This is a genomic window from Mucilaginibacter inviolabilis (assembly GCF_011089895.1).
GTDB lineage: Bacteria > Bacteroidota > Bacteroidia > Sphingobacteriales > Sphingobacteriaceae > Mucilaginibacter > Mucilaginibacter inviolabilis.
The window spans coordinates 117967-144529 of sequence record NZ_JAANAT010000002.1 but is presented as its reverse complement, the minus strand read 5'-3'; the positions used below and the strand labels follow the sequence as shown (position 1 = coordinate 144529).

Below are 26563 nucleotides of genomic sequence, written 5' to 3'. Positions count from 1 at the left end.
GCATGGCACAAACTTTACAATCTATCCTTAATACTTTTATAAAAGTGTAGCATTTTCATAAACCAGGTATCTAACAGTACATAAAGTTTCACCGGAGAGTTTGGGATTTCATAAAATATGTCATTCGAAGAAATATACGATACCTATTATAGTAAAATATTCCGTCTGTGCATGGGGTATATGAATGATCATGACTGGGCGCAGGATGTTACACAGGAAACTTTTATTACGGTATGGCAAAAGCTATCTCAGTTTCGCAACGAGTCGGCCATCGGCACCTGGATATACCGCATAGCCTCCAACCATTGTTTAAGACAACTGGAAAAACAAAGTAAAATGCCCAAAGCCGAAATGCCGGTTCAGATAGAAGACAAACAGCCGCCGGATACCGATACTCAGGTGCAGCTGCTCTACAAATGTATTGCCGAGCTACCCGAAATTGACCGTATTATTATTTCGTTGGAACTGGAGGACGTTAAACAAGCCGAAATAGCCAACATTGTGGGGCTGTCCGAAACCAACATTAGGGTAAAAGTCTACCGCATAAAAGAAAGGCTCTCACAAAAATTTAAAAAGTATGAGCACCAATATTGATTTTAAAGCGCTTTGGCAGCAACAGGATGTTTTGGCCAAACCCGATATCAAGGAGGTTATTAAAAAATCCCGTCAGCTGAAAAAAAAGACAAGGAATAAATTGTTACTAACAAATGGCTTACTGGTTGCCGTAACCATTTATTATATAGTTTTCCTTTTCGGGGGTTATTATTCAACAAAGATTACTACACGCATAGGTGGCTTGCTCACGATTATGGGCTTTGTGGCTTATCTATTGGTTTCTAATGGTTTATTAGTAGATTTATTTAAAGGTCATTCTGAGGTTGATAGTTTTTCCTATTTAAAAGAGCTGTTGACCATCAAAAAGAAACAGGAGCTTGTTGAAACCAAAGTTGTAAAGTTGTACCTGATAACCCTGTCTGTTGGTGTGGCTTTATTTATGATTGAATACACCATAAAAATGGGTGTAATTTGGGGAAGTGTTGCGTATATTTGTTTATTCGCATATATGGCTTTCGTGTATTTTTATCTAGTTCCACAGAGAGTCAGAAAACAACGCGCCGAGTGGACGGCTATTATCGAAAAACTACAAACTATTAACGATCAGCTAACTCAAACCAAACATCTGGAATGACTTGCTGCTTTTATTGATAAATTATTAATTAATTAGGCTTAAATTTGAAACAAATTCAGTATTTTAACATCTAAAGGGGTATGGAAGGCAATAAAATAATACAAGCAATTACACATTTATTTAAAAGCGTTGATAACCGCGACTGGGAGTCAGTGCACAGCGTAATGGCCGAAACTGTTTTGTACGACTATACTTCGATGGTGGGCGGTGAACCTTTTGTACAAACACCTCAGGAAATTACAGATCTCTGGTCGCATTTTATGCCTGGCTTTGACTCTACCCATCACCAGATCTCTGAGTTCAGAGTAAAACTGCACGGCAATCAGGCCGATGCGGATTATGTGGGCAAAGCTGATCATTTTTTGGACGATGATGTATGGACAGTTTCCGGAACCTACCACACCAAGCTGGAAAAGCAAAACGGCGTTTGGCTGGTAACTCATCTTCAGTTGAACTACGATAAGCAAAGCGGTAATACAGGCCTGCCTCAACGGGCCAAAGAGCGGTTAGCCAAGCTGCAATCTTAATGTAAAACATTTATGGTGATGATCGCATATTCATTGCGGTCATCTTCCCGGTTATTTGAATTTCATAACTTTGATTATGCATCCAACCGAAACAATCGAAGAATTTTACCAAGGTCACCCCGCTATGAAGATGACGCCCCTGGGCGATAATCAACGTGGCGCAGGGCACTTTAATGTATATCCACGCGGTGAGATCTGTCATAACCTTACCAGTTACCACCGTCGCGATTTTTACAAAATATCGTTGTGCATCGGTGGTGGTACTTTGTATTATGCCGATAAAGGAATCTCGTTTGATAAATGTGCCCTGGTATTTTCAAACCCAACCATACCTTACTCCTGGGAAGCTGCACCGGTAGAGCAAACCGGCTATTTTTGTCTTTTTACCGAGGATTTTATCAGCAGTAACAACCGCAGCGAAAGCTTTATCGATTCGCCATTATTTAAGGTAGGTGGCAGCCCGGTTTATTTTGTTAATGACGAACAGGTTAAAGTAATCAGTGATATATTTTGCAAGATGCTGAATGAAATTGACACCGATTACATATACAAGTACGATCTGCTGCGCAATTATGTAAACCTTATTGTTCACGAGGCTCTTAAACTAAAACCGGCCGATAACTTTTTTAAACACAGCAACGCGTCATCGCGCATAGCTAGTTTATTTATGGAGTTGCTGGAGCGCCAGTTCCCAATTGATTCGCCCAATTACGCATTGAAACTGCGTACCGCTGCCGATTATGCCAATCGTTTATCAGTACATGTAAATCACCTGAACCGGGCGGTGAAAGAGATCACCGGCAAAACCACCAGTATGCACATTGCCGAACGTGTGGCTAAAGAAGCCAAAGCCCTGCTCCGGTATACCGATTGGAACGTAGCCGATATTGCGTATAGCCTAGGCTTTGAGTACCCGGCTTACTTTAATAATTTCTTTAAAAAACAAACCGCCCTTAATCCAAAAGCCTACAGGATTTAGTTAACTGAAAGGCCTCACCATTCTTTCTCCAAAGAAGAGGTTCAGGAAAAAAGATGTCACCCTTTTACCGGAGGCCAATTGTTTGAATTCTATAGCTTTTGGTTTGATAAGTGTAAACGGTGCGGTTCTTGAGCCCTATATATTTGTACTATCAAAACAAAATACTATGGAATACAGGAATTTAGGAAATACCAACGAAAAACTATCGGCCATTGGCCTGGGTTGCATGGGCATGAGCTTTGCCTATGGCCCTGTTGATAATGAAGAATCAATAGCTACACTTAACCTGGCGCTCGACCTGGGCATCAATTTTTGGGATACCGCCGATATGTATGCCGCCGGTAAAAACGAAGAGCTGATATCAAAAGTGCTTAAAAGCAATCGCGATAAAGTATTCATCGCTACCAAATTTGGTTTCAGGTACCATAATCCCGATGCTCCTTATACCGGTAGCGGAAACTCCAATATTTATTTCGATGGATCGCCAGCCTATATCAAAACTGCGGTGGAAGCCAGTTTAAAACGCCTAGGCATCGACACCATCGACTTATATTACGCACACCGCATCGACCCAAATGTGCCTGTTGAGGAAATGGTTGGCGCTATGGCCGAATTGGTTAAAGAAGGCAAAGTACGTTACCTCGGTTTATCAGAAGCATCTGCAGCCAGCATCCGCAAGGCACATGCTGTTCACCCGATAGCAGCGCTGCAAAGTGAATACTCTTTACTGAGCCGCGATGTAGAAGGAGACATATTAGCTACCCTGCGCGAACTGAAGATTTCACTGGTGCCTTACAGTCCGCTGGCCCGGGGTTTGGTAACCAACACAGTAAGTAAAGACGAGTTGGCAGCTGATGACTTCCGCCGGATACTGCCCCGTTTTAGTGATGACAACTGGGATAATAACCAAAAGCTGGCTCATGCTTTTGCCGGTATCGCTCAACAAAAAAATGCCACTCCGGCACAGTTGGCTTTAGCCTGGGTGTTGGCCCAGGGCGATGATATTATCCCTATCCCCGGCACCAAAAAACGCAAATACCTGCAGGATAATGCTGGCGCAGCCGATGTAAAACTATCTGCTGCTGATTTGCAGGAAATAGAAGCTTTACTCTTAAAATATCCTGATACCGGCGGCCGTTATAACGAGGCATCTTTAAAAATGACCAATCTGTAAAGAAAAACATCTTATTAAATTTAACCCTATGCTCAACAAAAATCTTATTGTAAATAAGTTATACATCATCCCGGCGGGGCATGGGATGCTTAAGGAGTTTTTCTTTAATACCAATTTGGGGGCCGATAACCCCCAATTGGTTTATAGCCCCCTTTGTGTTTATTTATTGGATACCAGCGACGGACCTATCCTAATAGATACCGGTTTTGCCGAAGTTTTCCTGAACAATCCCGATTTTTACAAGGATACAGCCCTTGATGGAGCTTTATACATGTACATGGAGGAGGAACATCGCCTTCCTAATTTGCTTCAACGTGCCAGACTCCAGCCCGAAGACATTAAACTGGTAATAGCCACACATTTTCACAGTGACCACTCCGGAGGCAACCCCTACTTTCTGGAAACCCAGACGCCCGTTCTGGTACAAAAAAACGAGCTGACTATTTTAGATGATGAAAATTATTCTCCGCCGGCATGCCGCATTCAAGATATGAACTACCAGGTAATTGATGGCGATTACCAGCTGTGTAACAACATCCGGCTGATATCAACACCGGGGCACTCCCCCGGTCATCAATCTATACTGATTAACACGGCAAGCTCTGGTTATGTATTACTGTGTATTGATGCCGCGCTAACAGAGGGTATTTTCCGAAACAATGTACCATACGCTTCTGCCAATCCGGAATTGGCAGCCGCTTCATTAAAAAAGCTGCAGGCTATCGCTACGGAGTATAATGCCTTCCCCATTTTTGGGCATGATGAAAAGCAAGCCAAAGCAATTAAAGTATACCCTGAATTTTATTGATCGGACTGAGGATGTTTGTCATGAAGTGGTAAATGGCTGTCGTGAAATGATTATTGTTTGATGTGTTTACCGGGGTATGTTTACATCATCAAATAAAACACATCATGAACGCGTATATCATTGAAAATTTTGGATCTATCGACGGTATTACCTTAACCGAACGCCCGGTACCAACACCCGGTCCTAAGCAGGTCTTAATAAAAGTAAAAGCCGTATCCATTGCCCGCCGGGATATTTATATTCTTAACCAGGTTTATCCGCTACCTCCCAAGCAAGGCATTATACCTTTAAGCGATGGCGTTGGCGAAGTAGTATCAACCGGCACCTATGTTACCCGCTTTAAAATAGGCGACCGCGTTGCGGGTAATTACTTTGCCAACTGGCGCGATGGACAAATGGATATGGATGTTATAGATCAATTAGGTTGTACGCTGGATGGCATGCTTTCCGAATACGTATTAATGAACGAAGAATGGCTGGTGAGAATTCCCGCCAACCTGAGCTGGGAAGAGGCGGCTACACTGCCCTGCGCTGCTTTAACTGCATGGTCGGCATTAACAGGGCCACGCCCGGTTTTAGCCGGGGACACGGTCCTCACTATTGGCAGCGGCGGCGTGGCGGTATTTACCATACAGTTTGCAAAAATGCTGGGAGCCCGTGTTATTGCCCTCACGTCAAAAGATTCGAAATTTAAAGCTTTGCGTAACCTGGGAGCCGATGAGGTGATCAATTATACTACCCATACCGACTGGCACCAACAAGTAAAAGAATTAACAGGAGGAAATGGCGTGAGCCGCGTGATAGAAACCGGCGGAATTGACACCTTTGAGCAGTCTATAAAATCGGCAGCTTTCGGAGCCGAAGTTACACTGGTAAGCAGCGCCGGGGTTGTTAATAATTCAACCGCACTTTTAAAAAGCGTTCTGGCTCCGTTGTTTGTTAAAATGATTAGCATACGGCCAATCTTCGTAGGCAGCCGCCTAAGTTTTGAAGCCATGAACCGTGCTATTGAAACGTTTAATATCAAACCGGTTATTGATAAAATTTATACGTTTAAACAGGTAAAAGAAGCCTATCGTTACGTAGTAGCAGGCGAACAATTGGGCAAGGTAATAATCGTGCTAAATCAGTAAGTTTTTGTCATTAAGAAGTAACAAAATGCTAAAAAACTTATCCAAAACAAGTTAGTATAATATTTATCCATAATTTAGTTTATGCCTTTTGTACGAATAAGCTTATTGAAAACATTGGCAGCTGATGCCAAAGAAAAAATATCCAGGGCTGTACATGAATCTTTGATGACCGAATTTAATGTACCTCTTGATGATTACTTTCATGTTGTGGAAGAACTGGAGGCTTCGCAATTATACTACCCCCAAAATTACCTGGGTATAGTACACAGCGGCAATATGGTATATGTGCAGATAACAGCAGGCTCGGGCCGCACGTATCAGCAAAAAGAGAAACTATATGCCGCTATAGCCGGTAAAATAGCAGCCGAAACCCCGGTACTGATTAATGATGTGATCATTATTTTGACAGAAAATGGTGGTAAGGAAAACTGGTCGTTCGGCGAAGGTAAAATTCAAAACCTGAGCCATATTAAAACTGCAGAGTAAAAGAGCGGGCATATAACAATTTGTCTTTGCTTAAATGTCGTTTTTGTACAATTTGTTACGATTGAATACCTGTAGTTTCGTAAAGAACAGATGGCTTATTGGTTGTAGCATTTTTTAATTAACCAGCGTAAAAGATTTAAGGTCATGACGATTAATTCGCAAATTTTACCAGGAATAGCTACCTGCTATATTAGCGAAGGGAATTGCGGAAGTTATAACCACTTCTGTTTATGACTTTTACATACCGGCTGCGGGCATCATTTTATTAAAACGATAGCAGGAAACGGGTTTGAGACCTGCTGACTCTACTTTATTATTACGTCTATGAAAAATCATCATTATCAAACAAACGTTACCTGGACCGGCAATACGGGCGACGGAACCAAAGATTACCGGGCTTATGAACGATGTCACGAGATTAACATTGATGGCAAACAATGCATCTTAGGTTCATCTGATCCTAACTTCCGTGGCGACAGATCAAAACACAGCCCGGAAGACTTGCTGGTAGCAGCTGTCTCTTCTTGCCATATGTTGTGGTATCTGCATTTGTGCACCACAGTTGGGGTTGTAGTAACCGCCTATGAAGACAACGCCGAAGGTGTAATGCTCGAAAACAAGAACGGGAGTGGCTGCTTTACCGTAATCTTATTAAGGCCGTTGATTACCGTTGCGGATAGAACGATGATTGAAAAGGCCGATGAAATGCACAAGGAAGCTAATAAGATGTGTTTTATTGCCAACTCCTGCAATTTCCCTATTCTGCATGAACCACGTTACCAGGTTGTTACCGAAGAAGACCTGGCTGTATAAATATCATTATGAGCACACTAAAAGATAAAGTTGAAGCTTTTAACCAGCTTATTACCAACGACAAGACGGTACAGGCAATGGAATTATTTTATAGCGAGGAGGTAGAACTTCAGGAAAATGAAGCCACTCCAACCATTGGCAAACAAAACTGCATAACCCGCGAAAAATTTCTCCTGGGAAAATTTGGTTTGGCTTTGGTGATAACCAAACAGGCTATTGACGAAGTAAATCAGGTAGTTTTTAGCGAGTACGAGATGACTATTACCAGCCTGGCAGATCAAAAACTGATGTACAGGACCGAAATTTCGGTACAACAATGGGAAAATGGCCTGATAAAAAAAGAGAAGTTTTATTATAACGAAGCTAAACCATTATAAATAATAATATGACTACCATCAGCAATCAGCCTGAAGAATGCCGGGACATGACCGATATACGCCGGGAAATTGACGCTATAGACAGGCTGGTGATTGCATTGATAGGCCGGCGGTTTAAATATGTACAGGCAGCGGCCAAATTTAAAAGAAACCCTACCGATGTGGCCTCTCCCGAGCGTTTTAAAGCCATGCTTGCCGAAAGAAGATCATGGGCGCAAGCCGAAGGTCTTTGCCCCGATGCCATAGAAAAAATGTACGCCGACCTGGTAAACCATTTTATTGCCGAGGAATTGAAAACCTGGAAGGCTAATCATTAAAGATCCGGCTTTTTGTAGAGATAGTATATAAAAATGGCCTGTCACCCTGAGCTTGTCGAAGGGTCGCGCGCAGAGGCCTGCCCACCATGCTTCGACGGGGCTCAGCATGACATCCTTTTTATTTTTACAACGATGATTAGTTATCTTTAAATTAATGAATCATTATCATGTTTACATACTGCGCTGTAGTGATGGCACTTATTATACTGGAATAACTAACAACATCGAAAGAAGATTAATAGAACACCAATCAGGCGAAAATACAAAGTGCTATACCTATAAGCGTCTACCTGTAATACTTGTTTTTAATGAAGTGTTTAATGATGTCAATCAGGCCATCGCTTTTGAAAAACAAGTAAAAGGTTGGCGGCGGGAAAAGAAAGAGGCTATTATAAACGGTAATTGGGATCTATTACCTGAATTAGCGAAAACTTTTAAAAACAAATAGGCGGCCTGTCACCCTGAGCTTGTCGAAGGGTCGCGCGCAGAGGCCTACCCACCATGCTTCGACGAGGCTCAGCATGACATCCTTTTTTCTATTTTTATCAAGCAGATACTGCCTGTACAGCATCAGGCTTGCGTTTTAATATCAGCGCGGCTATTAACGCTATAACCAAACCTACAGGTAAAATTTCCATATAAGTAAGAAAAATTACCCCCAACGGATTTTTATACATATTAACATAGCCTGCCATTTGTTCTTTTTGCCGGGCAATCTCGGCCTGACTGGCTCCGCCGGCTTTTGCTTTGCTGATAGCGTGGGCTACATATTTATCCATAAAATCGGGCATAAAACAATAATACGCTACCAGCCATGTGAGTACATATATGGTTGAGCCTATCAGCACAATATAAAGCCCCATTTTAAAAGCCTTCCCAAAGGAAATAGTGCCACTATTATATTTATCCCTGAAATTTTTTACCGCGACAAAAATAAAGGAAAAGGCCACGATCATGGACGCGTAGCCCATCCACATGCTGCCTTCAAAGTTTGGATTGTTGTAGTGCCCAACAACAGCAACCATCATCCACCCTGCTGTGATGATTCCCGCGATTGCTCCAAAAACAAGTACATTTTTTTTCATGATGTTTATTTTAATGGTTTAACGAGACCAAATTTGGCCTATCACGAGCTCATTCCGGTCATACTTTCGGGTGATTTTGAAAAATGTGGTATTATTTCACACCAAAGTATGAGAGCGTTAGGGTATAATGCACAATCTTTTAGCCATTTCAATAGCCTGCGTGCGACGTTTTACATCCATTTTATCAAACAGGTTTGATGAATGCGTTTTAATAGTGTTTAGCGATACGAACAAACGCGCAGATATTTCCTGGTTACTTAGCCCTTCGGCCATCAACTCTAATACCTCCAATTCACGACGGCTAATATTAAGACGCTCCAATTCCTCCTGATTAGGTAAAAAATCAGACACATGGCTAATATAAACCGGTTTTTCAACTACCACTGTTTCAACCCTGGGCTTCGTCAGTTTTAGGGCAAGCCAGATACCGAGCAAAGTGAAAACTACTGCTATCGCACCAGCATAAACTTCATAAGCGTTATTGATAATAATAAAATGAAACTCGAGCCATTTTAATAAAAACAACAACACAGCCAACGCTACACCATATAGTATAATACTTTTGTTTTTGATAAATAACTTGAAGGTCATGACAATGCCGGTTTGCTGATTTTCATCTTAAAAATAAGGTATTTTAAACAGAAATTAAACATCCCATTATTGGTATAAAACAAAAAAAGACGCATATGATGCGTCTCTTTTTGTAACTTAATCGTATAAGGGATTCAATCGCCCCAGAACATTTCTTCTTTGGATTCGTCGGCAGTAAATACTTCTACTTTGGTGATCTTGCCGTTCTCAACTGTATATACATCAATGTTATCTACATCTAAAATGCCACCGGCAGGCTGAGCAGCGTTCCAGTGCAGCAAACAGGCCACTTTGTTGCCACTAACACAGATAGATTTGATATCGGTAAGCTTTAAGGTATTGGCCGATAGTTCAAACATCTTGCCTACCATCTGAAACACTTCGTTACTGGAATGTTTGATGCCTGAAATGCGGCTATTACCGGGTTGGCTCCATTCCACATCGGGATGTAACAGGGTGTTTAATTGTTCAATATCTGCCACTTGTACAGCGTTTAAAAATTCGGTTACTACTTGTTGTGCTTGGTTTTTCATGTTATTTGTTGTTGATTGATAAATAGAGTGGGTTAATTGTGCCTGGCTGTATCCTGTGGTGGCTAGCAGGCATAGCACACCGGTGAGTTTGATAGATAAATGCTTTGTTTTGAATAGCGGCATCATGTTTTCCTTTCTTTTTGATAAACCAAAGGTCGCCCAGAAACCCCACTCATCACTTACCATTACACGACATCCATTTACCACATTACGCCAATTTTTGGCAAAGCCATTTGCTACAGCTACATTAGTACTGTAATCAAAAAATGATGGAAGATCAACTTAAAAAATTAACTATAAGTCTACTAGCCTATGCTGTACAGCGTGACCTGTCACCAGAGATGTTGTGCCGTTTATCAAACATTACCATGTCTGAGCTGCAAACTGGCAAACAACCGCTTACTTCCAAGCAAGTAAGTGATTTGTGGCTCAACGCTATTCATTTAAGTAAGGATGCCCTGTTTGGTCTGCACTTTGGGGAGTCGTTGCAGCTGTCGGCTTTAGGCATTGTTGGCGAGATCATTAAAAGCAGCGAAACCGTTGGCAACGCCTTAACCATTGCCGCCTCATTAACCCATTTAATCACCACGGCTTTCACTTTAGAAGTAAGGCAAAATGATGATTCCTTTTCGGTAGAGTTTATTCCCACAACACCTGACTGGCAAAGTTCTGTCACATCGGTGCAAACGCTTGACCTGCTTATGGTTTTTGTAGTACACGAACTGGATGGGCTGATGATGAAAAAGATAAGTCCGCGGGCTGTAAGTTACATCAGGCCGATTGATAATCTGGCAGAATACGAACGCGTGATGCGCTGTAAACCCGTCATGAATGCCGCTACCAACACCATCACCTTTGATAAGAAATACTGGAACGAGCAAATTATTACTGCCAATTATGAATTACAACAGATCCTGCTGCAAAAGGTAAGTCCTTTGAAAGATGTGCTGACCGAAAAACAAACGCTCAAAAACCGTATCCATAATTATTTGCTGGCCAACTCTTACCTGGGTATTGTATCGTTAGAGGATATCGCCGCCAACTTTAACATCAGTGCGCGAACTTTGCAGCGTAAGCTTAAGGAAGAAGGTATCAACTTTCAACAAGTAGCCGATGAAGTACGCAAATCACTGGCCATTAATTATCTAAAAGCAGGCTCCTACCCGGTTAAGGAAATATCCTACATGCTGGGCTATAACGAGCTAAGCGCTTTTACCCGCACCTTTAAACGATGGACCGGCATTACCCCCGCCATTTACCAAAAGAATTATAATTAACGGTTTATTCCTTTTTGTAATCCTTATGTACAATTAAAAAGCTGGCGCGTTCTTCTTTGTGGAATGGGATATTCCAGTTGCCCTGATAGGTTATTTTGGTAGGAAGTAATTCCCCTCCAAAGTTATTGAGCTCGATGTTCATCTGCACGTTAAAATCAACAAACATGTTGCTGAACTTCATGTCGATGTAACGGCCCAGGATCTGAAAGGTACGCTCATCAAATATGGTGGTCATCTCCTTGATCATAGTGTCACCATCTGACGTACTGGGTTTGCACCGCACCCTAAAACGGTAAACCGGGATGGTATCCAGATACTTACCTCGTGCGAATTCATAGTAGTAATACCCACGCATATCGCCCGCAAATATTTCGGTTTTACTGCTGATAAAAGGGATACCTTTTACCCTGCGTCCCGGGGTAAAAATAAGCGTCTTCAACTTATCTTTATACGATTCATTTTTCCCTCCTGATCCCGGCAAAGCATCACCCTTGGTAAAATCAGAATTATAGGCGTTCATGAAAATATAGTCGAACATCTCTACGGTGTATAGCTGGTATTTACCGTTCTTTTTAAACATGTTACCACTATCTGTTTTGGCAACATACTCCATGTGGTGTTTGCCGGCGGCGTTGCTGTGGATGATCTTGCGATAGATCTTACCGTCAACCTTATTCTTTTTGTCGTAGGTAAAAATGCGGTTCTCGGCGGTAAAACCATAGCGTTTCATGTTTTGAAAAGCCTTGTAAAAGCTGGTATCGGCCAGCACGGCATCAATAAAATCCTGCGCGTTTAACTTGTGCGATTTGATATCAACCAACGAGTCGATTACAATGGTACGTATCGTATCCGGGTTAAAACGCTTGATCTGCTGCGCGAAAGAAGAACTTGAGGCAATGATTAATACCAGTGCTATTATTGTTTTTTTCATCAAGGTATTGATGTTATTTGGCCATAATTGTTACACCATGTCATTGCGAGCGGAGCGTGGCAATCGCGAACTATGCAAGTTAACCCTGTACAGTTCGCGATTGCTTCGTCGTTCCTCCTCGCAATGACATGACTTTTATTGATGTTATTTTCGCTTAGTTTCCCAACTGTTTAATAGCCAGGTAAGCCATCAGACCAGTGCTGATCTTAAACGCGTCTTCTTCCACATCAAAAGTTGGTGTATGTACCGATGAGGTGATACCACGACTTTCGTTACGGGTGCCCAGGCGGTAAAAACAGCTATCAGCTACCTGCGAGTAATAAGCAAAGTCTTCGGCTGCCATCCAGATGTCCAGGTCGAGCACGTTTTCTTTACCCAGGTAATCCTCGGCATGGCCACGGGTTGCGGCCGTCAGCACTTCTTCGTTAATCAGGAAGGGATAACCACGCATAATGTTAAAATCGCAGCTGCCGCCCATGCTTTCGGCAATACCTTCGGCCATTTTTTTCATACGTTTGTGGGCTTCGTCGCGCCATTGCTCATCCATGGTGCGGAAGGTGCCTTCCAGGTAAACCTCATTGGGGATCACATTGGTGGCCCCATTGGCAATCACCTTACCAAATGACAATACCGACGGACTTTTTGGATCGGCAAAGCGGCTTACCACCTGCTGCAATGCGGTTAATATATGAGCGGTAATAATTACCGGGTCGATGTTTTGTTGTGGTTGCGCCCCATGGCCACCTTTACCTTTTACAGTAACATAGATCTCATCGGTCGAGGCCATGTACTTACCCGCGCGGAAACCTACCTTACCGGCATCAATCAATGGCATTACATGCTGCCCCAATACGGCCTGTGGTTTAGGATTTTCCAATACCCCTTCTTTAATCATGATGCTGGCACCGCCGGGCAGCTTCTCCTCGGCAGGTTGAAATATCAGTTTCACAGTACCGGCAAACTGACTTTTCAGTTCGTTCAAAATACGGGCTGTACCCAATAACGATGAAGTATGCGCATCATGACCGCAGGCATGCATTACACCTACATTTTGTGATTTGTAGGGCACATCATTAGCTTCGGTAATTGGCAGCGCGTCCATATCGGCACGCAGGGCCACTACTTTATCAGATGGCAGCTCTCCTTTGATTAAAGCAACCAGGCCCGTATCAGCCATTTTTTCGTAGGTTAAACCCAGCTCGTCTAATTTGCCGGCTATAAAAGCCGATGTTTTTTGTTCGTGAAATGACAGCTCGGGATTGGTATGCAAATGGCGGCGATTGGCCACTACATCATTAAATATTTTGTGGGATAGTTCCTGTATTTGTTCTTTAATCATTGGTATCCGTTTTGGGTAGATTTATTTTTTCTGAGATGATGAACAGGCTCGAGAAGGAAGCCCGCAGGTCCTGCATGAGTTTTTGCGCTTCCAAGCGGGTTCTGAAATCGCCGGCACGCACCTTAAAGTTGGGTTCGTTATAAATGATATAGGTACGCAGCTCAGGATACTGGCTTTGCAACCTTGCCTGGGCACTGTAGGCATCCTTACGGTTGGAGCCGCTGAAGATCTGCACCCGGTAACCATATGATGCTATCGGCGATGATACCCCGGCAGCGCTGCTCATTTCATAACGTTTAGCAATCAGCGTATCCACCAGGGGGTCTCTGACTACCTCAACCTTACCACGCGCTTGCTGCGCAAAGGTATGGGTTGATGCTATGACCAGCACAAAAAAAAGGCAGTATCTGATAATCGCTGGTGTAGCCTGATGATCAAATACTGCTTTTTTCATTTTCTTTTATCAAATAAAACAGCGTCATGCCGAACTTGTTTCGGCATCTCACATCCAGGTATCGCATGCTGGTCGACCTGTCCTGAGAGATCCTGAAACAAGTTCAGGATGACACCTCTTCTTTTTTGTTTTTTAAGTCTCCCCTTTAGGGGAGATTTAGAGGGGCTTCTTAATTCTGCCCTACGCCGTGGCAGTTTTTATATTTTTTGCCGCTTCCGCATGGACAAGGATCGTTACGACCTATCTTGTTTTCAACCCTAACCGGACTTGCTTTCTGCTGCTCGCGGAAATCATCCATCGGGATGCCATTGCTTTCGCTTACCATCTCGGCTTTGGTAGTCTTCATTTTACGCAGATCCAATTTTGGCTCTGGTTTGGCTTCACGTACTTCATCAGCTTGCTGCTGAACCGGGATACCACCTCTGAACAGGAAGCTTACGATCTCTTTATTTACATTGGCCAGCATCCCTCTGAACAGTTCAAAAGCTTCAAACTTGTAAACCAACAGCGGATCCTTTTGCTCATAAACCGCATTCTGTACCGATTGTTTTAACTCATCCATCTCGCGCAAATGCTCTTTCCAGGCATCATCAATCAGGTACAGGGTCACGTTCTTTTCAAACGATTTAAATACCTCTACCCCGTGGTTTTCCACCGCTTTTTTCAATGGTACAGAAACCTGTATACCATGGATACCATCGCTAAACGGAACCACAATATTCTCTACATACTGACCGCGGGTATCAAATACATCTTTCAATACCGGGTAAGCCTGTTGTGCAACGGCTTCTTGTTTGCGTTTGTAAAAGTCCATTACCGTTTGGAAAGTCCTGTCGGTAAGGGCTGTTATATTTTTCGATGCAAACTCGTCGATGCTCAATTCAATATCAACCGAGAATAAACGGATCACTTCCAGCGTAAAGCCTTCGTAATTGTTCGCTTCTTTGTATTCGGTCACAATATCTTCTACCACATCAAATATGGTATTGCTCAAATCAACATCCAGGCGTTCGCCAAACAGGGCGTTTTTACGTTTGGTATAGATCACCGTACGCTGTGAGTTCATCACGTCGTCATATTCCAGCAAACGTTTACGGATACCAAAGTTATTTTCTTCTACCTTTTTCTGTGCACGCTCGATTGATTTGGAGATCATGGAGTGCTGAATCACTTCGCCCTCTTCAATACCCATACGTACCATCAGGTTGGAGATACGCTCTGAACCGAATAAACGCATCAGATTATCCTCTAATGATACAAAGAACTGTGACGAACCCGGATCACCCTGACGACCGGAACGACCGCGTAACTGCCTGTCAACCCGGCGCGACTCATGGCGTTCGGTACCTACAATGGCCAAACCACCCGCGTCTTTAACACCCGCACCCAACTTAATATCCGTACCACGACCCGCCATGTTGGTAGCAATGGTCACGGTGCCTGTTTTACCGGCTTCAGCCACAATATCGGCCTCTTTCTGGTGCATTTTGGCATTCAGTACGTTATGTTTGATGCCGCGCAATTTCAGCATACGGCTCAGTAATTCCGAAATTTCAACCGATGTTGTACCTACCAGTACCGGTCTGCCGGCCTCTGTTAGTTTTACGATCTCATCGGCAACGGCATTGTATTTTTCACGAACGGTACGATAAACCAGATCTTGCCTGTCTGCACGGCTAGCCGGGGTATTGGTTGGTATCTCTACCACGTCCAGTTTGTATATTTCCCAGAACTCACCTGCTTCGGTAACGGCAGTACCTGTCATACCGCAAAGCTTGTGGTACATACGGAAGTAGTTTTGCAGCGTGATGGTAGCGAAGGTTTGTGTAGCGTCCTCTACCTTAACATTTTCTTTTGCCTCGATAGCCTGGTGTAATCCATCTGAGTAACGGCGACCGTCTAACACACGACCGGTTTGCTCATCCACAATTTTCACCTTGCCTTCGTCCAGGATATACTCTGTATCTTTTTCAAACAGGGTATAAGCTTTCAGCAATTGGTTTACCGAGTGGATACGTTCAGACTTGATAGAGAAATCGCGCATCAATTCATCCTTACGGGCAATTTTTTCTTCGGCGCTCAGGCTTGATTTTTCAATCTCCGCAATTTCGGTACCTACGTCAGGCATCACAAAAAAGTGAGGATCTTCACCCGATGAGGTGATCAGTTCGATACCTTTTTCGGCCAGTTCCACCTGGTTATTTTTTTCGTCGATCACGAAGTAAAGCTCCGCGTCAACCTTTGGCATATCTTTACCCTGATCCTGCATGTAGTGGTTTTCCACCTTCTGCAAAATTGTCCGGTTACCGCCTTCGCTCAAAAACTTAATTAAAGCCTTGCTCTTTGGCAAACCACGGTAAGCGCGTAATAAAGCCAAACCACCGCCGTCAACTTCGGTATTACCGTCATTAATAGCTTTTTTAGCTTCGTTCAGTACACCGTTGATGTAGGCTTTCTGCGCGTTAACCAAACGCTCAATGCGTGGTTTCAGTTCATAAAACTCATGCTCATCACCGCGAGGTATCGGACCAGATATAATTAAAGGTGTACGGGCATCGTCAATTAAAACGGAGTCAACCTCATCCACCATGGCATAATGTAACTTGCGTTGCACCAATTCTTCCGGGCTACGTGTCATATTGTCACGCAGGTAGTCGAAACCAAACTCGTTGTTGGTACCAAAAGTAATATCGGCCAGGTAAGCATTGCGGCGCTCTTCAGAATTTGGCTCGTGTTTATCAATACAATCAACAGATAAGCCGTGGAACTCATACAAAGGCCCCATCCACTCACTATCACGACGGGCCAGGTAATCATTCACCGTTACGATGTGTACACCCTGACCGGCCAGTGCGTTAAGATATGCAGGCAGCGTGGCTACCAGCGTTTTACCTTCACCAGTGGCCATTTCTGATATTTTACCCTGGTGCAGTACAATACCACCAATCAGCTGTACATCATAGTGTACCATATCCCAGGTAACCTCGTTACCGGCAGCAAGCCAGGTATTGTGGTGTATAGCCTGATCACCTTTGATGATCACGTTGTTTTTGTGTGCAGCCAATTCCCGGTCAAACTGGGTGGCAGTCACTTCAATAGTTTTATTACCGGCAAAGCGGCGGGCAGTTTCTTTAACAACCGCGAACGCTTCGGGCAGTATATTTAACAATATATCTTCCAGCTCTTTGTTGCGGTCTTTTTCCAGTTTATCCAACTGGGTATAAAGTTCAACCTTTTCGCTTACGTCCATATCCAGCTCATTCTCAGTGCGATCTTTAATAGCTTGTATTTCGCTATCAATACCAGAAAGGCCCTGGGCTATGGTTTCTTTAAAATCTATGGTTTTAGCTCTAAGCTCATCATTGCTGATGTTTGAGAGTTTTGCAAATTCAGCCTTAATTTTTTCAACTATAGGCTGTATTGCTTTTACATCCCGTTCTGATTTGCTTCCAAAAAGCTTACTGATAAAATCTAACATATTATTTTGATATGAACCAACAAACTCAACAATTGCGCCAAGGCAACTTACTGAGTCATATTGACAGGTAAAGTTACAAAAATGTTCATTAGTTCATGGGGTCATTAGTTCATTTGTGGAGGAAATCTGCTTAAAATGGCCCTTTTATAAATTTTGGCTGAAGCCTTTGGAACATGGCAATTTAACCGTTGGCTAAAGCCAAACGGCTATGAATGAAAAAAAATGGATCGTAATAAAGAATCTAATTCATTGCCGCCCCATTTATGGGACGGGTGAATAACAAAAAATGAGGCTTTAGCCAAAATTTACTTTGAATTTTCAAAAACAGCTCTCCCCTGTTCAACCATTGCTAAGACCAATGAACTACTGCCCCCATGAACTAATGAACCAACAACGCCAACACGTCTTCCTTATCTTTGGCCAACTGTACCTTAAGTTCATCCAACGAAGCGAATTTAATGTCGCCGCGTACATAATGCAGGAATTCCATCCTGATAGCCTGGTTATAGATATCCTGATCGAAATCAAAAATATTCACCTCAATGTTACGGGTGAGACCGTTTACCGTTGGCCGGCTGCCTATATAGGCCATGCCTTTGTACTGATTCCCCGCTACAGTTACCGTTACGGCAAAAATCCCATCGGCAGGGATAAGCTTATATTTTTCTTCAACCACGATATTGGCCGTTGGATAACCCAATTGCCTGCCAATCTGGTCGCCGCGGATTACGGTACCAGTGATAAAGAAAGGATAACCCAAAAAGGAATTAGCCAGTTCTATTTCGCCATTTAATAACGCGTTACGGATTCGGGTGGAGCTTATGGCTACCTCGTTGATGTCCTGCTCGGGGATTTCAATTACATCAAATCCGTAAACCGGACCAAGCCTTTGCAGATCTTCCAGGCCGCCCTGGCGATCTTTCCCAAAACGGTGATCATAACCGATCACAATTTTTTTGGTACCTATTTTATTCACCAGTACATCACGGATATAACTCTCGGCCGTCTGGTTCGAAAAATCTCTTGAAAATGGGGTGATGATCAGATGGTCGACACCCAACTCTTCCATCAACTCTGCTTTTTCGGCAATAGTGGTGATCAGTTTCAGGCTTTCATCCTCCGGCTGCAGTATCATACGCGGATGCGGAAAGAAGGTTAAAATCACCGTTTCGCCGTCAATGCTATCTGCTATTTCCTTTATCCCTGATATAATTTTACGGTGACCGATGTGTACCCCATCAAAGGTACCAATGGTAACCACCGCGTTTTTTACCGCTGTAAATTCGTCAATATGATTGTAAACCTTCATGATATGCGTAAAAACACAAAGTTAATTTTTTGACCGTTACTACTATAAAAGTCAGTTATTTTGACTTTGGGATGTAATTGTTTGATTTGTTTTATATCCTACAATACCCGCTTGTCATTTCGAACGAGGCACGAGGAGAAATCTTTTACGTGAGACTTGTCCATCGCAAAAGATTTCTCCCTCCGGTCGAAATGACAGGGCGATTATATCTCCGGCGCTCCGTCCCCAGTCTTTAGCTCCCTGATCATAGTTACCAGTTCCATTACCTCCCAGGCATCTGCTACCTGAAAATTGCCGCTGCGTGTACGCCTGAGCTTAGAAAGATAAGCCCCATTATTAAGCGCTGCCCCAAAATCATTTACCAACGAGCGGATATAGGTACCTTTGCTGCACACCACCCTGAAATCGACTTCGGGCAATTCGATGCGCGTTAGTTCAAACTCGGTGATGGTTACATTACGGAGGCGCAGTTCTACATCTTCGCCCCTGCGGGCTTTTTCGTACAGACGCTCGCCGTCAATTTTTATGGCCGAATGTGCCGGCGGATACTGTTGTATATCGCCGGTAAACTGCCTGCAGTTATTACGCAGCTGCTCTTCGGTAAGTTGGCTGATGTCAAATTTATTATCAGGTTCCGTTTCCATATCGTAGGACGGTGTGGTGGCGCCCAGTGTCATGGTTCCGGTATATTCCTTTTCTTCGGCCTGGAAAGTATCGATCTGTTTGGTCATTTTGCCGGTGCAAATGATCAGCAAGCCGGTAGCCAGCGGATCAAGCGTGCCTGCATGCCCCACTTTAAGCTTAAGCGGTTTAAATGAATTGCGAATTTTGCCCACCACATCAAAGCTTGTCCATTTGTAGGGTTTATTAACCAACAGCAGCTGTCCTTCGGCAAATTCCTGTATTTGAGTATATGTTTTTTTCAATGAATGCAATTAAAGCGGCAAAGGTAGGGAAATAGTATGGAATCGAAACCCGGGGCTAACCTGGGGTATTGCAAATCAGTGGTATTTTTTGTATCTTTAAGCTAACCACTCACCCGATTCTTCTTGTTTGAAAATCATAATCAGCTCTGTTTATGAACAAAACAAAAAGCGCAAAAAAGCTGACATAAATTCATTCATATAATTGAATATCAATCGTATGAATCTTTTTAAACTCTAAAAATCGTGTTGGAAATTTGTTAAAAAGTGTTAAAACAGATGGTTTTGAATGAATTTTCGAACATTTTTCACCTGATTTCACCCACATTTCGGACAGAAAAGTGTTAAAATAAAGGTTTAAAAAGTTTTCTTGAAACGGTAGCAGTTTGAATTTTATAAATTCCGGTTTTGAAACTCTACAGAATCTCCAAAGTATGCCCGCTTAAAATTAAACCGATAATAACCGCGCCAACAACAATACGGTACCAGCCAAATAATCTGAAACCTTTACGTTCCAGGAAAGTAATGAACGATTTAATGGCCAGCATAGCTACAATAAAGGCAATGATATTACCAATGATCAAAAATTTAAGCTGATCGCCGGTAAAAAGCGGCGTATGGGTTTTATGAAAATCCCAAACCTCTTTTAAAGTTGCGCCCAACATAGTGGGTACAGCTAAAAAGAAGGAAAACTCAGCCGCTGCAGTACGGGTTAGTTTCTGGCTCATACCACCAACTATAGTTGCAGCAGAACGGGACACACCCGGAATAACAGCCAGACACTGAAAAATACCGATTTTTAAAGCCGTAGGATAACTGATCTGCGCTTCTTCTTTAACCGTTGATTTATTGAACCACTTATCAACAAATAACAGAATCACACCGCCTATCAGCAAAGAAAAAGCTACAATAAGGGGGCTCTCTAAAAATTGATCAATGTGTTTTTTGAACAATACACCTACAATAACCGCAGGTATAACACCTACAACCAATTTGAAATAAAACCCTATAGAACGGAAAAATCTTTTGAAGTACAGAACAACTACCGACAGGATGGCTCCCAGCTGGATCACCACTTCAAATAGCTTTACAAAATCATCTTTACCAATACCCATGAAAGAGGAGGCAATAACCATATGTCCGGTTGATGATACCGGTAAAAACTCAGTCAGGCCTTCAATAATAGCCAGGACAATAACGTGGATGATATTCATTAGGGGTAGTTTGAGTTGGATTAGCTATTAGTTGGTTGCCGGCTTTTTTAATATAGCGAAAAAGCCCAGGGCAAATCCGGCTAATACAACAATAGGCGCTATTACAATTTTAGTGGTGCTGTAAATATCGGTGGTGCCTGCCATTAATACAAAACCAAAAGCTACTACAGCAACGCTGATGATGAGCAGCCTGTAATTGCTTTTATCAAATATAAACTGTACAGGTTCGGTGCTGGTTGTTTTTGATGCTGATTTAGCTGTCTGCGTTGTTTTTACAGTTGAAGCTGGTTTAGCTGATTGTGCCATATCTTTTTTAATGACTGAATTAGTGATTTATTGAATTAGTAGATTAGTCTTTTCGCAACCCGAAGATTTTGAATTTTGACTTTTCCATTTTGAATTACCTATATAGGTCGTATATTTTTAAACGTAAAAATTTATTAACTGCCAAAAAGGTACTGAAACCCGATATAAATATGCCCAGCCCAATTACTCCTAAAAACACGATACCAAATTCGGTGTAGTTTTGCAGGAAAACCAGATCGGGAATATTTCTGTAAGCCACATATAGTGTACCTACCAGTAAAATAATAGCTATCAATCCACCCAAAAGACCATGCCATATGCCATATAGCAAAAACGGTTTGCGGATAAAGCTTTTGGTAGCCCCAACCAGCTGCATAGATTTGATCAGGAAGCGCTGCGAATAAATAGCCAAACGAATGGTATTATTGATCAGCGCTACCGACAACACCACAAATATGCCCGCAAAAATCAGAATAATTAAACTGATAGACGTTACGTTCTGATTCATCTGATCAACCAGCGATTGTTGGTATTTAACTTCTTTAATCAGCGGATTTTTAAGTAGCTCAGCCTTGAATTTTTCAATGTCTTTGTTATTGGTATAATCGGCTTTCAGATAAACGTCTATAGATTGCGATAGTGGATTATAGCCCAAAAACTTCACAAAATCTTCGCCCAGGTCTTTTTGAAGGTTGCGCGCAGCCAGTTCTTTGCTTACATATTGAGTTTGTTTCACCATGACGTTGCTTTCCAGTTGCTTTTGCAGCTGTAGCACATCGGTTTCATGCGCGGCATCGTCAACAAAAATATTCAATACTATATTTTCTTTTACATAGCGTGAAATATTATTGGCATATACCAAAAACAGGCCTAACAACCCTACCATTAACAATACCATAGCTATACCAAATACGGTAGATATGTATATCGTTTTTGTTTTTTTTGCTGACGCGCTTGCTTCAAATTCTTCCATGTCTTAGATATAAGACGTGAGATTTGAGATATGAGATAAAAGACAGCTAATTTTTGAAGCTCATCTCCTATCTAACGTCCCACATCTCACCCCTGTGTTTGTGCGAAATTAACAAACCTGCTTTAAAGGTAAAATTTTATTAGTTATAAATATGGTTTATTAACCGGTTACACCCATAGTTTTAACATTTATTAACGTCTGTCGCTTACAAATTAAACAAAAACCGACCTCCCGTTGTTCTATTTGGTATGACAAAGCCAGCAAACTCACCCAACAAGCCTTCGCCTGCTGATACACCAACCAAAAGGCCAAATGATAATGGCGGCAAAAGCAAAGTGCGCCAAGAAGATAAGCAATACCACGCTGATAAGCCGCATGGTGGCGACATCGCCAAAAAACATGAAAAAGAAGAGCAACCTGTTGAACCAATAAAGACGGCGCCGAAAAAATAATGGGTTATACGTGATACGTTTTATGTGAAACGTAATCCAATTCGAGTAAAATGAAATGCGCCACTTACCTGGCTATCCCTGCCGAGTTAAACTGCAGGTCATACAATTTGCGATAGTGACCGTTCTCTATCTTGAGGAGTTCCTGATGGGTGCCGCTTTCCATAATTTCACCATGATCAAGCACAATAATGCGATCGGCGTTTTGTATAGTAGATAGGCGGTGAGCTATCACAATAGCAGTACGCCCCTGCATAAGTTTGTTGATGGCATTCTGGATCAGCATTTCAGTTTCGGTATCCACCGATGAGGTAGCTTCGTCCAAAACTAAAATAGCGGGATTGTACACCAATGCCCGGATAAAAGATATTAACTGCGATTGCCCTGCCGAAAGTGTCGATCCTCTTTCCATTACATTATAGTCGTATCCGCCGGGCAAACGCTCAATAAATTCATGTGCGCCAACATCTTTCGCAGCAGCGATGATCTGCTCGCGGGTGATGGATTGATTATTCAGACTGATGTTATTGGCAATAGTATCGGTAAATAAAAACACATCCTGTATCACGGTAGCAATCTGCGAGCGTAAAAACTCTACCTGATAATCGCGAAGGTCATGCCCGTCAACTTTTACACTGCCAGCACCAATTTCATAAAAACGGTTCAGAATATTAATGGTTGATGATTTACCAGCGCCGGTTGCACCTACCAAAGCCAGCGTTTCGCCTGGTTTAATATGAAAATTGATATCTTTTAAAACCCAGTTCTCTTCGTTATAGGCAAACCATACCTTGCTGAACTCAATGTCGCCTTGCAGCCGTCCGGTGTTAATCTGGCCGGTATCCACCGCTACCTCATCGGTGTCCAATACTTTAAATATCCTGTCGGCACCTACCATACCCATTTGCAGGGTGTTGAATTTATCGGCCAGTTGACGTATCGGCCTGAACAACATATTGAGCAATACAATAAAACTGGTGATAACACCAGGCGTGATACCACCCGCTCTTGCCGAAATAGCAGCAAGCTGACTATCAGATAACATCCTTTTACAACCGTACCATACCAGCAGCCCCATACAAATGGCAAACAGAATTTCAACTACCGGAAAAAATATAGAGTAATACCAGTTGGAGCGAATATTGGCATCGCGATATTTCAGGTTAACCTCTTTAAATTTCCTCATCTCCTGATCTTCGCGGGCAAACAGTTGAATAATACTGATACCTGAAATATGTTCGGCCAGGAAAGTATTCAAACGGGCAACCTGTGTACGTACTTCCTGAAAAGACGATTTAATTGCCTCCTTAAAAACATAAGTTGAAGCAAACAGGAATGGCATCGGAATCAGCGTAATGAGCGCCAGTTTCCAATCTTCGTATAACATAAAGCCGATTACCGCAAATACCAGCAGCATATCGCCCATGATTGAGATTAAACCTTCCGAAAAAATATCGGCGATGGTTTCCAGATCCGATACGGTACGGGTGATAAGCATGCCAATAGGCGTACGGTCAAAATATTTAAGGCGTAAACTGGTAATGTGATTAAAAATATCAATCCGCAGGTCGCGGATAACGGATTGGCCCAAGGCGTTGGTTAAGTAGGTTTGATAATACTGGGCTATGGTGAGTACGATGAGCTGTATTATCATCAGCACAACCATAAAAATCAACCCATCATAATTATCATTCAGGATATCGTTATCCAGCGTGTGCTGTATCAGGATAGGTTGCAGCAATGCGCCAGCCGCCAGGAAAATGGTTAAAAATGCCGAAATTACAAATGTGCTGTTATACGGCTTTACATAGTGCATCACCCGTTTTAACAGTTTCCAATCAAGCGCTTTTCCGGTTACTTCCGACATAGTATCGAGTAGTTAGTATCAAGTATCAAGACCTTAGCTTAGCAAATATCGAATAAAAACAGATCAATTTTGTTTGTAGATTGCAACATCGTGGTTATAAAGACAAAAAATCGCGCAGCTTAATACTAACTACCTGATACTAAAAACGGATATTTCACCTCTGTTAAATACAAGCCACAGGCAGGTACACTTGTACCGGCATTTGAGCGGTTTTTGCTTTCAATAATAACACGCACCGCTTCGGGTTCTATTTCGTGCTTGCCTACCATCATAAGTGTACCCACAATAGCCCGCACCATATTGCGCAAAAACCTGTCTGCCGAAATATGGAAAACGATACCCTTTTCTGTTTCTACCCATTCGGCCCGGGTTATTTTACAATTATTGGTTTTAACCTGTGTATTTGATTTACTGAAACAGCTAAAATCCGTATACTCCATAATAATTGTCGCAGCCTGGTTCATCAAAAGTATATCCGGCTCATCGCGTACCATCCACGAATAACCATGCAAAAACGGATCTTTATGGAAATGAATATGGTATTGATAAGAACGCTGCGTCGCATCAAAACGTGCATGTGCATCTTCATGAACCGGGATAATATTTTTTATAGCGATATCGGCAGGGAGAAGAGAGTTAAGGCCACGTATTTTTTGTCCATAATCCAGAGTCGATAGTCCATGGCTATTGATCTCCCCATCGTCTACGGTCAATGGACTATGGCCTGTAACATCAAAATGCGCAAAAAACTCACGGGCATGTACACCCGTATCTGTACGGCCGCAACCTGTAGTTTCAATAGGTTGACGCCAAATGGTGGCCATGGCCTTATTTAATAATTCCTGTACACTTACAGCATTTTGCTGTATTTGCCAGCCATGATACTTGGTACCATCGTAAGCCAGTTCAATAAAATAACGTTGTTTAGCGGTCACCTGGCAAAGGTAATAATATGTGGGGACAGGCAAGGACATTCATTATTTGGTCAAAGCAAAAAATACATCAACAGTAAAAAATAAAACAACCATCGCCGGGGTATTATGCAGATATATTTTTCATATTTTTATGGTATAACATAACTTCTATTTATTTAATCTTCAAACATTTATTCCAATGAAAAAATTTAAAGCTCTTTTATGTCTGCCATTATTGAGTATGGTATTACTGTTTAGTTCATTTTCATCAAAGACGCACCAAAGTACTGCTCTCCCTTTGATAAGAAACTATGCATGGTATACCCCTTCGGGGCAATTCGTTGCCTGGAGCACCTTGATAAATACAGAAGTAGTTACCGGGGGCGATCTTGACCCTACTAATGGAACGTTGATTTCGGAAGGCTATACCGATGGAGGCCCGGGAGAGTCGCCGGTTGGGGCGGTCGTTTATAAAATATACTCGCACCCATAATGTAAACGCCCCAACAATGGGGCGTTTTTATTTTGATCTAACATAATTCAATAACCCAGTCGTTAAAAAATATGACACAATAAAAATGCCATATGGCAATAGTTAAAACAATTATATTTGCCCTTATAATTTTTTAATATCATGCTGCAACGTATTCAAAGCATTTACCTGTTGTTTGCCAGCCTTGTGCTGTTCGCGCTTTTCTTTTTTCCTTTAGCTCATAATGTTTATGTTTCCGGCAAACCAGTCACTATTATGGTTACCGGCATATTTCAGGATATAAACGGCGCCCAGCAAAGCACAGAATCTTTTACGGCACTTACTGCTATAACCGCCATTGCGGCCTTGCTACCATTGGTCATTATCTTCTTATATAAAAACCGTAAACAACAAATAGCCATTTGCTACAGCGCTATACTGGTATTAATTGGATATAGCTTTTGGATGGCCCAAACGGTTAAGAAAGCAGTGGGCAGTGTACAACTTGATACCCATACTATGGGGATAGGGTTATTCCTTACCTCACTTAGTATCGTATTATTGATATTGGCAGCTAAAAGTATACAGCGCGACGAAAAACTGGTCAAATCTGCGGATAGATTAAGATAGTTTTTGGGGAACAAG

The 26563-nt window shown here is 42.4% G+C and carries 30 protein-coding genes; 16 read left to right on the top strand and 14 right to left on the bottom strand.

What is annotated here, in order from left to right:
- Window positions 1-117 precede the first annotated feature (117 nt).
- The 12 genes from G7092_RS16665 (at window position 118) to G7092_RS16610 (ending at window position 8251) form a co-directional block, all read left to right on the top strand.
- Entirely contained in the window at window positions 118-594 is a 477-nt protein-coding gene (locus G7092_RS16665; RefSeq protein ID WP_166091158.1) for an RNA polymerase sigma factor, read from the top strand.
- Entirely contained in the window at window positions 578-1189 is a 612-nt protein-coding gene (locus G7092_RS16660) for a hypothetical protein (protein WP_166091157.1), read from the top strand. Before G7092_RS16665 ends, G7092_RS16660 begins: the two co-directional genes overlap by 17 nt.
- A gap of 80 nt (window positions 1190-1269) precedes the next feature.
- Window positions 1270-1716: a nuclear transport factor 2 family protein gene (locus G7092_RS16655; protein WP_166091156.1), complete on the top strand. Its 447-nt coding sequence runs from the start codon at window positions 1270-1272 to the stop codon at window positions 1714-1716.
- Between the two features lie 76 nt (window positions 1717-1792).
- On the top strand, window positions 1793-2695 hold the full coding sequence (locus G7092_RS16650) for a helix-turn-helix domain-containing protein (RefSeq protein ID WP_166091155.1): 903 nt from the start codon (window positions 1793-1795) through the stop codon (window positions 2693-2695).
- A 166-nt stretch (window positions 2696-2861) separates the two neighbouring features.
- On the top strand, window positions 2862-3869 hold the full coding sequence (locus tag G7092_RS16645) for an aldo/keto reductase (protein WP_166091154.1): 1008 nt from the start codon (window positions 2862-2864) through the stop codon (window positions 3867-3869).
- 28 nt (window positions 3870-3897) lie between these two features.
- A complete protein-coding gene (locus tag G7092_RS16640; protein ID WP_166091153.1) occupies window positions 3898-4677 on the top strand; it encodes an N-acyl homoserine lactonase family protein in 780 nt (259 codons plus the stop codon).
- 104 nt (window positions 4678-4781) lie between these two features.
- Window positions 4782-5810 carry a zinc-dependent alcohol dehydrogenase family protein gene (locus G7092_RS16635; RefSeq protein ID WP_166091152.1) on the top strand — a complete coding sequence of 343 codons (1029 nt, stop codon included), beginning with the start codon at window positions 4782-4784 and terminating at the stop codon, window positions 5808-5810.
- Window positions 5811-5891: 81 nt separating this feature from the next.
- The gene (locus G7092_RS16630) at window positions 5892-6296 is read left to right on the top strand and encodes a tautomerase family protein (protein WP_166091151.1); all 405 of its coding nucleotides are present in this window, start codon (window positions 5892-5894) and stop codon (window positions 6294-6296) included.
- Between the two features lie 324 nt (window positions 6297-6620).
- Window positions 6621-7109 (top strand): OsmC family protein, encoded by a 489-nt coding sequence (locus tag G7092_RS16625; protein ID WP_166091150.1) that lies wholly within the window; start codon window positions 6621-6623, stop codon window positions 7107-7109.
- 8 nt (window positions 7110-7117) lie between these two features.
- Window positions 7118-7486, top strand: a complete 369-nt coding sequence (locus G7092_RS16620; protein WP_166091149.1) for a hypothetical protein — start codon at window positions 7118-7120, stop codon at window positions 7484-7486.
- Between the two features lie 8 nt (window positions 7487-7494).
- Window positions 7495-7803 carry an isochorismate lyase gene (locus G7092_RS16615; protein ID WP_166091148.1) on the top strand — a complete coding sequence of 103 codons (309 nt, stop codon included), beginning with the start codon at window positions 7495-7497 and terminating at the stop codon, window positions 7801-7803.
- 154 nt (window positions 7804-7957) lie between these two features.
- Window positions 7958-8251: a GIY-YIG nuclease family protein gene (locus G7092_RS16610; protein ID WP_166091146.1), complete on the top strand. Its 294-nt coding sequence runs from the start codon at window positions 7958-7960 to the stop codon at window positions 8249-8251.
- Between the two features lie 97 nt (window positions 8252-8348).
- Here the strand turns inward: G7092_RS16610 and G7092_RS16605 are convergent, their stop codons facing one another.
- The 3 genes from G7092_RS16605 to G7092_RS16595 all read right to left on the bottom strand — a co-directional run bounded on the left by G7092_RS16605 (window position 8349) and on the right by G7092_RS16595 (window position 10138).
- Window positions 8349-8888, bottom strand: a complete 540-nt coding sequence (locus tag G7092_RS16605; RefSeq protein ID WP_166091145.1) for a DUF4199 domain-containing protein — start codon at window positions 8886-8888, stop codon at window positions 8349-8351.
- Between the two features lie 117 nt (window positions 8889-9005).
- Entirely contained in the window at window positions 9006-9479 is a 474-nt protein-coding gene (locus G7092_RS16600) for a response regulator transcription factor (protein ID WP_166091144.1), read from the bottom strand.
- Window positions 9480-9613: 134 nt separating this feature from the next.
- Window positions 9614-10138 (bottom strand): nuclear transport factor 2 family protein, encoded by a 525-nt coding sequence (locus G7092_RS16595; RefSeq protein ID WP_235953884.1) that lies wholly within the window; start codon window positions 10136-10138, stop codon window positions 9614-9616.
- A 140-nt stretch (window positions 10139-10278) separates the two neighbouring features.
- Here G7092_RS16595 and G7092_RS16590 point away from each other — a divergent pair, with 140 nt between their 5' ends.
- Window positions 10279-11289 carry an AraC family transcriptional regulator gene (locus G7092_RS16590; RefSeq protein WP_235953883.1) on the top strand — a complete coding sequence of 337 codons (1011 nt, stop codon included), beginning with the start codon at window positions 10279-10281 and terminating at the stop codon, window positions 11287-11289.
- A gap of 4 nt (window positions 11290-11293) precedes the next feature.
- Here the strand turns inward: G7092_RS16590 and G7092_RS16585 are convergent, their stop codons facing one another.
- The 9 genes from G7092_RS16585 to G7092_RS16545 form a co-directional block, all read right to left on the bottom strand.
- Entirely contained in the window at window positions 11294-12220 is a 927-nt protein-coding gene (locus G7092_RS16585; protein WP_166091143.1) for a hypothetical protein, read from the bottom strand.
- Between the two features lie 154 nt (window positions 12221-12374).
- Window positions 12375-13559: a M20 metallopeptidase family protein gene (locus G7092_RS16580; protein WP_166091141.1), complete on the bottom strand. Its 1185-nt coding sequence runs from the start codon at window positions 13557-13559 to the stop codon at window positions 12375-12377.
- Window positions 13552-14013, bottom strand: a complete 462-nt coding sequence (locus G7092_RS16575; RefSeq protein WP_166091139.1) for an SPOR domain-containing protein — start codon at window positions 14011-14013, stop codon at window positions 13552-13554. The genes G7092_RS16580 and G7092_RS16575 overlap by 8 nt, the downstream gene beginning before the upstream one ends.
- A gap of 169 nt (window positions 14014-14182) precedes the next feature.
- Window positions 14183-17491 carry a preprotein translocase subunit SecA gene (secA, locus tag G7092_RS16570; protein WP_166091138.1) on the bottom strand — a complete coding sequence of 1103 codons (3309 nt, stop codon included), beginning with the start codon at window positions 17489-17491 and terminating at the stop codon, window positions 14183-14185.
- A gap of 379 nt (window positions 17492-17870) precedes the next feature.
- Window positions 17871-18800 carry a bifunctional riboflavin kinase/FAD synthetase gene (locus G7092_RS16565; protein ID WP_166091136.1) on the bottom strand — a complete coding sequence of 310 codons (930 nt, stop codon included), beginning with the start codon at window positions 18798-18800 and terminating at the stop codon, window positions 17871-17873.
- 203 nt (window positions 18801-19003) lie between these two features.
- Window positions 19004-19726 (bottom strand): tRNA pseudouridine(55) synthase TruB, encoded by a 723-nt coding sequence (truB, locus tag G7092_RS16560; RefSeq protein WP_202985341.1) that lies wholly within the window; start codon window positions 19724-19726, stop codon window positions 19004-19006.
- Between the two features lie 413 nt (window positions 19727-20139).
- Complete coding sequence (locus G7092_RS16555) at window positions 20140-20937, bottom strand: undecaprenyl-diphosphate phosphatase (RefSeq protein ID WP_166091134.1); 798 nt, start codon at window positions 20935-20937, stop codon at window positions 20140-20142.
- 27 nt (window positions 20938-20964) lie between these two features.
- Window positions 20965-21243 carry a DUF3098 domain-containing protein gene (locus G7092_RS16550; protein ID WP_166091133.1) on the bottom strand — a complete coding sequence of 93 codons (279 nt, stop codon included), beginning with the start codon at window positions 21241-21243 and terminating at the stop codon, window positions 20965-20967.
- A gap of 94 nt (window positions 21244-21337) precedes the next feature.
- On the bottom strand, window positions 21338-22216 hold the full coding sequence (locus G7092_RS16545) for a cell division protein FtsX (RefSeq protein WP_166091132.1): 879 nt from the start codon (window positions 22214-22216) through the stop codon (window positions 21338-21340).
- Window positions 22217-22464: 248 nt separating this feature from the next.
- Between G7092_RS16545 and G7092_RS16540 the strand changes: the two genes are divergently transcribed.
- Window positions 22465-22668, top strand: a complete 204-nt coding sequence (locus tag G7092_RS16540) for a hypothetical protein (protein ID WP_166091130.1) — start codon at window positions 22465-22467, stop codon at window positions 22666-22668.
- Between the two features lie 64 nt (window positions 22669-22732).
- On the opposite strand, the gene G7092_RS16535 is transcribed toward G7092_RS16540, so the two are convergent.
- On the bottom strand, window positions 22733-24532 hold the full coding sequence (locus G7092_RS16535; RefSeq protein WP_166091129.1) for an ABC transporter ATP-binding protein: 1800 nt from the start codon (window positions 24530-24532) through the stop codon (window positions 22733-22735).
- Window positions 24533-24657: 125 nt separating this feature from the next.
- Window positions 24658-25467, bottom strand: coding sequence for a tRNA pseudouridine(38-40) synthase TruA (gene truA / locus G7092_RS16530; RefSeq protein ID WP_317170003.1), 810 nt, complete (start codon window positions 25465-25467; stop codon window positions 24658-24660).
- Between the two features lie 178 nt (window positions 25468-25645).
- Between truA and G7092_RS16525 the strand changes: the two genes are divergently transcribed.
- Window positions 25646-25939, top strand: a complete 294-nt coding sequence (locus G7092_RS16525) for a hypothetical protein (RefSeq protein WP_166091126.1) — start codon at window positions 25646-25648, stop codon at window positions 25937-25939.
- Between the two features lie 141 nt (window positions 25940-26080).
- Window positions 26081-26548: a DUF4293 domain-containing protein gene (locus G7092_RS16520; protein ID WP_166091125.1), complete on the top strand. Its 468-nt coding sequence runs from the start codon at window positions 26081-26083 to the stop codon at window positions 26546-26548.
- Window positions 26549-26563: the final 15 nt, after the last annotated feature.